Source organism: Salinivibrio sp. IB643, assembly GCF_001996105.1.
Classification (GTDB): domain Bacteria; phylum Pseudomonadota; class Gammaproteobacteria; order Enterobacterales; family Vibrionaceae; genus Salinivibrio; species Salinivibrio costicola.
Map to the genome: position 1 here is coordinate 1 of NZ_MUFF01000063.1, position 4,433 is coordinate 4,433.

Annotated in this window: 6 protein-coding genes; all 6 read left to right on the forward strand. The window is 37.7% G+C overall.

Features of this window, described 5'->3' with window-relative positions:
• On the forward strand, window positions 1-882 hold an 882-nt coding region (locus tag BZG77_RS14225), incomplete at its 5' end, for a DUF2326 domain-containing protein (RefSeq protein ID WP_131826165.1).
• Between the two features lie 97 nt (window positions 883-979).
• The gene (locus BZG77_RS14230; protein ID WP_077647713.1) at window positions 980-1,294 is read left to right on the forward strand and encodes an Imm58 family immunity protein; all 315 of its coding nucleotides are present in this window, start codon (window positions 980-982) and stop codon (window positions 1,292-1,294) included.
• A 133-nt stretch (window positions 1,295-1,427) separates the two neighbouring features.
• Window positions 1,428-1,964 carry a hypothetical protein gene (locus BZG77_RS14235; protein ID WP_077647714.1) on the forward strand — a complete coding sequence of 179 codons (537 nt, stop codon included), beginning with the start codon at window positions 1,428-1,430 and terminating at the stop codon, window positions 1,962-1,964.
• Between the two features lie 135 nt (window positions 1,965-2,099).
• Window positions 2,100-2,930, forward strand: coding sequence for a hypothetical protein (locus BZG77_RS14240; RefSeq protein ID WP_077647715.1), 831 nt, complete (start codon window positions 2,100-2,102; stop codon window positions 2,928-2,930).
• Between the two features lie 131 nt (window positions 2,931-3,061).
• Window positions 3,062-4,063, forward strand: a complete 1,002-nt coding sequence (locus tag BZG77_RS14245) for a DUF4917 family protein (protein WP_077485687.1) — start codon at window positions 3,062-3,064, stop codon at window positions 4,061-4,063.
• A 108-nt stretch (window positions 4,064-4,171) separates the two neighbouring features.
• Window positions 4,172-4,433: hypothetical protein (locus BZG77_RS14990; RefSeq protein ID WP_206744357.1), on the forward strand; the 262-nt coding region annotated here is incomplete at its 3' end.

The window sequence follows — 4,433 nt, forward strand, 5'->3', positions numbered from 1 at the left end:
ATCTCATATTCTCAGAGAACCATAAGTGGATATGAAGAAAAGAAAACGAATATAAATACAGATTTAATAGAGAAGGTATATGAAGAAGCTCGATTATTGCTCCCTGATCTTAAAAAAACACTAGAAGATACAATAGAGTTTCATAAGCAGGTAGTGTCAAAGAAGGTTAATTATCTCAATGATAAAATCAGTGATTATAAACTCTCTGTAGTTAATATGGAAAATCGGTTGAATGGCCTGTTAGATGAAGAWAAGAATCTGTTCTCTGCACTTGTAGGTGAATCGCATCTTTCTGGCTTCGTTGTGATAGAAAAAGAAATACAAGACAAACGTGAAGAGAGAGGTAGGACAAGCGTAGTCGTCGATGAAGTTCAATATGAATCTAGTGAAATATCTAAGCTGGATATAAAAATTCAAAAACTCCGAGAAAAAAATAAACTTCAAATATTACAGCTAAGCCAGCATATTGACGTTTTTAATAAGCATTTGAAGTCATTTAGTAGAGCGATATTTAGAGACTTTTCTTTGAGCTTTAATGTTAGCACCAAAAGCGATACAAATGAAATTGAGTTTTCAGTCGTAAATCAAGAAAGAGTTTCTGGAGATGGTGCACCGAGGGCTGCGGCATTGGCATTTGATATGGCATTTGTGGAATTCGTTAAAGAAACGAGGGCATCCTTTCCTGAATTTACTATACAAGATTATTTGGAAGCATCGGATCAAGATAAATTGGCAACACTGGCACGGCTAGCAAATGAGAACAAAGTTCAGGTCATAGTATCTGTTCTAAAAGACAAATTGGCTTCACTAAGTCAAGAGTTCATTGATGAAAATTCTGTGTTGGAACTTAAAAAATCAGATAAATTCTTCAGAATCGATTAATGAAATACATGCATAACAAGTTGCTGCACACGGATAAATTACTCGCTGCGCTCCTAATTTACCAGTGAGCAAAGCGTTAAAAGTTATCGAGTATCGCATGAATAATTGGAAAGCATCATTTTTCGTCACTCTTACACTTCTGGTAGGTAGTAATCTGTTTTGGCTGTATTCCGCAATTGATGCTGGCATTACATATAAATATCAGCAAGTAAGCCTAGATGACCTAAATGATGCCCATAGCTTTCTGGGTGATCTTGTTGTAAAAGGTGGCAAGGATTATTCCCAAAAAGATATTCTGCATTTGGTGCCGCAGTCCTATCCAAATGCATTCATTGTCGAAGATGGCAACAAAATTATCGTAAACAATGTCACGTTCACCTTTGAAGGCGGCAAACTTAGCAAGGTTTACTAGCGTGGAAACTTTTAACAAGGCAAGTCAATCTGACAGCTTACACTCCGTTTGTTTTTATGCGGGAAAAGCATCGCATAGAAACAAACTCCACTACAGCTGCAGTTGCTTGCGGCGTTAGGTGATTTGGGGGCTTATGAACAAAACGTTTAATAGTAGAGTGCACTTTAGAAGATGGTTGAAAAAGGCTGCAAATATATTTCTAATTTCGGTAAGTGTTTCGGGTAGCACCTCTCAACTATATACAAATATCGCGAGTACTCAGAAGTTATATCAATCAATATCTGAGTCGGGTTTAACGTTACCAAAAGGTCAGTACATTGTTAGCTACGGAAGTAGTCAAGAAGAAGAGCACAGTTTGGTTCAAACCAAATACATTTTTGCCATATCGACCCAAGAGCACTATGTCGGAGGTGCTCAAACGGGTGATGTGAGTAAATTGATTGAAAGTTTGGAGGGGGCTGAATATGTTATTACGCAAAACACGAAAACTCCTGGCTATCAAATATTGAGCCTCTTAGCTATTCAACCTAATGGCGTATTGGAATTGGATTCCTTGATAGCCAGTCTTAAGAAACACTGTCGCTTCGTTGCCATAGATGACGGTAGTGGCAGAATGAATTTTGATAACGTATTTATTGGCAGAAATGATTTTGTGCAAGAATACACCTAACAATAAAATTTAAGGGTGATTCACAACGCTAATCGCTCTCACTTCAAGCAAGTTTAGTGTTTATGGCACAATGCATTAGGTAGGTGGTTAGCGTTGTTCACACCTTAATTTGGCGTTATATGAATAAGGAAGCTCATGAGTACTATTTTAACCCCTAAATATGGTGAAAGCCGTATTAAAGAGATGACCTCTATTGATACATCTCCTGATACAAAATGCTGGGCAGCAAGGTGGTACGCTGAGATGGTGATTGATCTTTTTTTAAGTAAGGAAGCGAGCGAACGAGTTGAAAACTTTGAAAAGTTATCCTTAGGAAACAAAATTAAGGAAATATCTACAGAATACTCTAGTCGCTTAATAGATGCTCTTTATTTTATCGAGAATCACGGCAATGAAGCTAGCCACTTTAGTAGAGATACCATTACCTCTGAAACAGCAGAAAAGGTAGTTGATAAGGCGATAACACTATTTGATTTAATCTTGGTTGATTTATTTAAAGACAATGGCCTAGCTAAAACACCAAATACTGCAAGATTATTTAGTACTTTCACACCATCTATCAGGGTTAATGTTCTAAATCAACTTTTGGATTTTAATTCTCTCGATAATAGTTGTGAACATGATATGGGTATTCTCCATAAGTACTTTTTGGCCCTTACGAAAAACAACCAGAGGGATAAGGCTAGACGTCTGCTCCACAAACTTAAAAAGCAAAATAAAATAACACTAGACCAATTCCAGTATTGGGAAGATAGCATTAACAAGATATCTAGCAATATTAACAATCTACCTATCCCCAAAAACATTTCAGATTGTAAACGCAACTTTGATGACGTGCTATCAAGCATGGATATACAAGAAAGAAAGTTAAACTCTCAATTGGTTGAAACATTTAATACACTATTGGACAGCGTGACACCGAGTGAAATGGATAACTTGATTGGTGACCAAGTATTTTGGGTTTAGCGTGTATTCATATAACAAGCAACTAAACGCGGATTCGGAATACGGCCACGCGTTTTGCAAAAACACGCAAAACAACGTGCCAGTAACCCTCACCGGTTAGTTGGGCGTTAAGCGGCTAGGAGATAATAAAAATGACATACGTAATTGAGAAATGGTCCGATATATCGGATAGGTTTGATGGTTCACTACTACTTGGAAATGGTGCTTCAATTGGCATTGATGGTAGTTTTTCCTACTCTTCATTAAAACAACATACGATTGATAATGGGTTGTTGACCCACCATGTTGAACAGCTTTTTAGTCATTTTAAGACTGATGATTTTGAATTGATCTTACGTCTTGTATGGCAAGCCAATCGAGTCAATCTTGCTCTAGAAATTGCTGACAATGCAACTAGAAGCGCTTATGAACATGTTCGAGAGTGCTTGATTCAGGCTGTACGTAGTATCCACCCTGAATACCATGCAGTTGAGGAGCAATTTTCTGACATCGCAACTTTCCTTAGCTCCTTCAAAACAGTACTTTCTCTTAACTACGACCTGTCACTTTATTGGGTAATAATGTATGCTAATCGTGAGTTTAATGGACATAGTTTTAAGGACTGTTTCTTACGTGGTGAGTTTGATGAGGACTGGCAAAGATTCCGAGAGTCAATTAGCCGTTGGGATAGACGCAATACTTTGGTTTTTTATCCTCACGGTAGTTTGGTTTTAGCTCGAAATGTTGTGGAAGAGGAAGTTAAACTAGAAGCTGGTTCTAGGGATTTATTGCGTGCAATCCTGCGACAATGGGAATCTGGAAACTATATTCCATTGTTCGTTAGCGAGGGCACTTCAAGTCAAAAAGTTAAAGCAATTCACAACAGCCATTACCTTAATACTGTTTACCGCGAAGTGTTACCAAAAGTTGGAAACAATATAACTATATATGGTTGGGGCTTTGGTGAGCATGATGTCCATATTCTTAGGCGTATTGCCGAGTCAAATGTTACTAGAATAGCTGTGTCCGTTTTCGATGAAGATCAAGGTTATTGCACAAGAGTGCATCAGATGATTAGAGATTACTTTGGAAATGACATTGAAGTAGTGTTCTTTGACTGCACAAGTCAGGGAGCGTGGAACAACGCCGCTTAACAAGCAAATCAACACGGACTAATAAGGCTTGGTTCGCTGCGCTTACAATAATAGCCAAGCTTTATTAGCCTGTTACTTGGGCGTTAAGTTTTTCAGGAGAGAGTTATCGTGTTATATATATTTTTTCTACTTGTTTTTGTTGAACTATATTTCTTTGCTATGCAACGTTCGTGCCTTGAAATAAGTAGAAATGCTGAAATWGATCCGAAGCAAGGGCGGTTAATGTTGCCTTATTGGTATGCGCTAATCTGGCCAATTAAAATTGGTAGATATTATGTTGCGTATTTGATTTATCAAAACTTAGGTATTTGGTTTGCGCTTGGCTGTCTTGCAATTCCTTTGGTTATTTCTACACTTATACCTATTCCAC

Coding starts and splice junctions, on each gene's coding strand:
- BZG77_RS14245 (WP_077485687.1), top strand. CDS start 3,062: ATGACATACGTAATTGAGAAATGGTCCGATATATCGGATAGGTTTGAT.
- BZG77_RS14235 (WP_077647714.1), top strand. CDS start 1,428: ATGAACAAAACGTTTAATAGTAGAGTGCACTTTAGAAGATGGTTGAAA.
- BZG77_RS14240 (WP_077647715.1), top strand. CDS start 2,100: ATGAGTACTATTTTAACCCCTAAATATGGTGAAAGCCGTATTAAAGAG.
- BZG77_RS14230 (WP_077647713.1), top strand. CDS start 980: ATGAATAATTGGAAAGCATCATTTTTCGTCACTCTTACACTTCTGGTA.